Here is a 3,480-nt window from a genome sequence, read left to right on the forward strand (position 1 = left end):
GCGATAGATGGTGAGCATTTAGAACAGAGTTTAAAATATATGTCGAAAGCTTTTAACAAGTTAAAAATGTATGCACCGAAGCCGTGTGTCTCCCAATGCGCCGTCATCACGCGGAGCTTGGCCGCCACCTCGTCCCGGTCGCGCACCGACCCGTCGGCGATGTAGCGCATCACCTCCGGGTCGGCATCCATCTCCGCGAGGGCGTCGAGGTCGTCGTCGCGCAACGGGCGCAGGATGAGGCGTTCGGTCTCCAGGACGGTCATCCGGCCATTATCGGCGCGGGGCGATCGCCGCGAGCAGCGTCGGCCAGCCGAACAGCAGAGCCAGGTACGGCCGCTGCACCAGCCCGTTCACCGCACCGAAGCCGATGGTCATGGCCAGCACGGTCACGACCAGGCCGGTCCAGGCGACGATGCGGGCCGGCCCGGTCAGGTAGCCGAAGCCCGGGGTGCGCCGGACCGCGCGGATCAGCACGAAGCTCGTGACCACCAGGGTCAGGAAGAGCGCAAGCGACACGTACTGGTGCACCCAGAAATGCGTGCTGGCCAGCGGCGCCTCGCCGTGGTCGATGCAGGACTCCAGGGCCTCCGAGCAGTCCTGGCGGGCCAGGCCGGCGGTCGCCATCAGCGCGCCCGAGACGATCAGGAGAACGGCCGCCAGGCGAGCGCCGTACCGCTGTCGGACGGCGATTCCGGTGGCGACCAGCCCGGCCGCGGCGGCCAGGAAGCCGCCGATCATGACGTAGGCGTACGGCGAGTCCATCGCCGCCAGGGCACTGATCGCGTCCCGGGTCGAGCGGTAGCCGGGGGTCACCGCGGCGACGGCGATCGAGGTGGTGAAGAAGGTCGCGATGCCGGCGATGCCGAGCTTGGCGGCGGTGCCGGTGCGGGCCCTCGTCAGGGTTGTCGTGGACATCGGGTGGGTCCTCTCGTCTGTGGTGTGCCTACAGACTTCCGCCGCGGACCGCCGATGCCGATCGTGTGCCCACGAGACCGACCGTGGTGCCTGCACCACTGTTTCCAGAGGCCTACTCCGCTAGGTGGAGCAGCACCGCCTTGACCCGCCGGTGCACCTCGCGCTCCTCGCTGAGGCCGAGCTTGGCGAAGATGCCGTTGATGTGTTTCTCCACCGCCCGCACGGTGAGGAACAGCTTCGCGGCGATCGCCTGGTTGTCCAGGCCGGTCGCCATCTCGGCGAGCACGTCGCGCTCCCGTGGCGTCAAGCCGTCCAGCGGGGAGCGATTGCCGCGCACCAGCGCGTCGACGATCTTGGGGTCGACCACCGAGCCGCCCGCGGCCACGGCGAGGATCGCCGCGACCAGCTGCTCCGGATCTGACATGCGCTCCTTCAACAGGTACGCGCGCCCCCGCGACCCCTCGGTCAGCACCGCGAGCGCGAACTCGGGGTCGTCGTACTGGCTCAGGACCACCACGCCGGTGCCGCGGCCGAGTCGCGCGGCCAGGCGTACCCCCTCATCGGTCATCGTCGGTGGCATCCGGATGTCGGTGAGCACCACGTCGGGGCGGTGCTCCTCGATCGCCGCCTCCGTCTCGCCGAGGTCGGCGCACACCGCCACGACCTCGATCTCGGCCCGCCGGGTGAGCATGCTGCGCAGACCCTCCCGGACGAGAAGGCTGTCCTCGGCGATGACCAACCGCACTGTCACCAGCCGAGGATATGATCCGCCATGCGCTTCTTCGCGCGCGCGGCCGCCGCGCTGCTGGCTCTGGTCGCGATCGTCGCCGGCGTGGCGGTCGCCGCGACCGGCCCGCCGGCCATGCTCTTCGTTCTCGTCTCGCTGGCCACCGGCCTGATGTTCGGGCTCACCGGGCTCCTGCTGGTGGCCCTGCGGCCGGGCAATCTGCTGGGCCCGGTGCTGGCCGTGGCCGGATCCGCCGTGGTGCTGGAGTACGCGCTGCGCGAGTACGCCTTCCGCGGCCTGCCGCTCGCCGATTGGGCGGCCTGGGCGGGGATGACCATCGACCCGCTGTTCTTCCCGGTGCCGGTGGGGCTGATCCTGGTGCTCTTCCCCGACGGGCGGCTGCCGTCGCGGCTGTGGCGGCCGGTGGTCGCGGTCGGTGCGCTGCTCGTCGTCGCCGGGATCCTCGGGTCCGCGCTGCGCCGGGGACCGCTGCGCGACGAGTCGTACGGCTACGACGTGCCCTGGCGCGGGGTGCTGCCGATCACGCCCGGGCAGCTCGACGTGGTCACGTCGACCGGCCTGTTGGTGCTGCTGGCTGGGGTGGTCGGCCTGATGGTGCGGCTCTTCCGCGCCACCGGGGAACGCCGCCGCCGGCTCGTCCCGCCGGCCGTCGCCGGGGCGCTGGCCGTCGTGTTCCTCGTCGTGCAGAACCTGCCCGGCCTGCACGACCTGGGGGTGGCCGGGCTGGTCGTCTCCGTCACGGTCGGCCTGCCGGTCGCCCTCGCCGTCGGCGCCCTGCGGTATCGGGTCTGGGACCTGGACGAGGTCCTGATCGGCGCCGTGGTCTACGGCACCCTGACCGTGCTCATCACCGCCCTGTACGTCGGCGTGGTCACCGCGATCGGCGGCCTCGGCGCGTCGGTGGCCGCCACGGCGCTGGTCGCGGCCGGGTTCGCGCCGGTCAAGGATCGGCTGTCCCGCGCGGCGCGGCGGCTCGTGCTGGGGGTCCGCGCGTCCCCGTACGAGGCGCTCGCCGCCCTGCCCCGGCACCTGGCCGACGCGCCGGTCGCCGCGGACGTGCTGCCCGGGACGGCCCGCGCCCTGACCGAAGGGCTCGGCGTGCCGGCCGCCCGCGTGCGAACCTCGGCGGGCGCGGTCGCGTGGTCGGGACGGGCCGGCGACGAGCGGGACCTCGTCGTGGTGGGCGTGCAGCACCTCGGCGTCCCGGTCGGCGACGTCGCCGTACGCCCCTCACCGGACCGTCCACTGTCCTCATCGGACCACCGGCTGCTGGCGGACCTCGCCGCGCAGGCCGGCCCCGCGCGGCGCGGCGCCATCCTGGCCGGCGAGCTGGCCGACCGGCTCGAGGAGCTGCGGGCCAGCCGCGAGCGCATCGTCGCCGCGGAGACGCGCGGCCGTCGCCGGCTCGAGCGTGACATCCACGACGGGGTGCAGCAGCACCTGGTCGCGCTGGCGGTCAGCCTCCGGGCCGGCGCGACCGCCGAGGCCCAGGAGCACCTGGACCGCTGCCTGCAGGACCTTCGCGACCTGGCCCGCGGCATCTACCCACCGGTGCTGGCGACCCGGGGCCTGCTCGCCGCGCTGAAGGCCCGGGCGCGGGACGCGCCGGGAAACGTACGGGTGGTCGCCGGTCCCGGGCTCGACGGCCCCCGCCCGGGCGAGGACGTCGAGCTCGCCGCCTATTTCGCCTGCCTGGAGGCCCTGCAGAACGCGGCCAAGCACGCGCCCGGCGCCGCCGTGCTGGTGACCGTGGACCGCGACGGCGACCGGCTGTGCTTCACGGTCGCCGACGACGGCCCCGGTTTCGACGTGGCGGC

Annotated in this window: 4 protein-coding genes; 1 reads left to right on the forward strand and 3 read right to left on the reverse strand. The window is 73.0% G+C overall.

The features are described from left to right. From AB0M20_RS32915 to AB0M20_RS32925, 3 genes are all read right to left on the reverse strand, one after another. Nucleotides 1-263: GNAT family N-acetyltransferase (locus AB0M20_RS32915; protein ID WP_364304238.1), on the reverse strand; the 263-nt coding region annotated here is incomplete at its 3' end. A 7-nt stretch (nt 264-270) separates the two neighbouring features. Next, nucleotides 271-915 (reverse strand): DUF998 domain-containing protein, encoded by a 645-nt coding sequence (locus AB0M20_RS32920; protein ID WP_364304239.1) that lies wholly within the window; start codon nt 913-915, stop codon nt 271-273. 112 nt (nt 916-1,027) lie between these two features. Continuing rightward, nucleotides 1,028-1,666 (reverse strand): response regulator transcription factor, encoded by a 639-nt coding sequence (locus AB0M20_RS32925; protein ID WP_364304240.1) that lies wholly within the window; start codon nt 1,664-1,666, stop codon nt 1,028-1,030. A 21-nt stretch (nt 1,667-1,687) separates the two neighbouring features. Between AB0M20_RS32925 and AB0M20_RS32930 the strand changes: the two genes are divergently transcribed. After that, nucleotides 1,688-3,480, forward strand: a 1,793-nt coding sequence (locus AB0M20_RS32930; RefSeq protein WP_364304241.1) for a histidine kinase, incomplete at its 3' end; no start/stop codon positions are given.

It is taken from the genome of Actinoplanes sp. NPDC051633, from assembly GCF_040681735.1.
In the GTDB taxonomy this organism is placed as follows: domain Bacteria; phylum Actinomycetota; class Actinomycetes; order Mycobacteriales; family Micromonosporaceae; genus Actinoplanes.

Bases quoted from the DNA above. Each gene is read 5' to 3' on its own strand.
- AB0M20_RS32920 (WP_364304239.1), bottom strand. From the start codon at position 915: ATGTCCACGACAACCCTGACGAGGGCCCGCACCGGCACCGCCGCCAAG.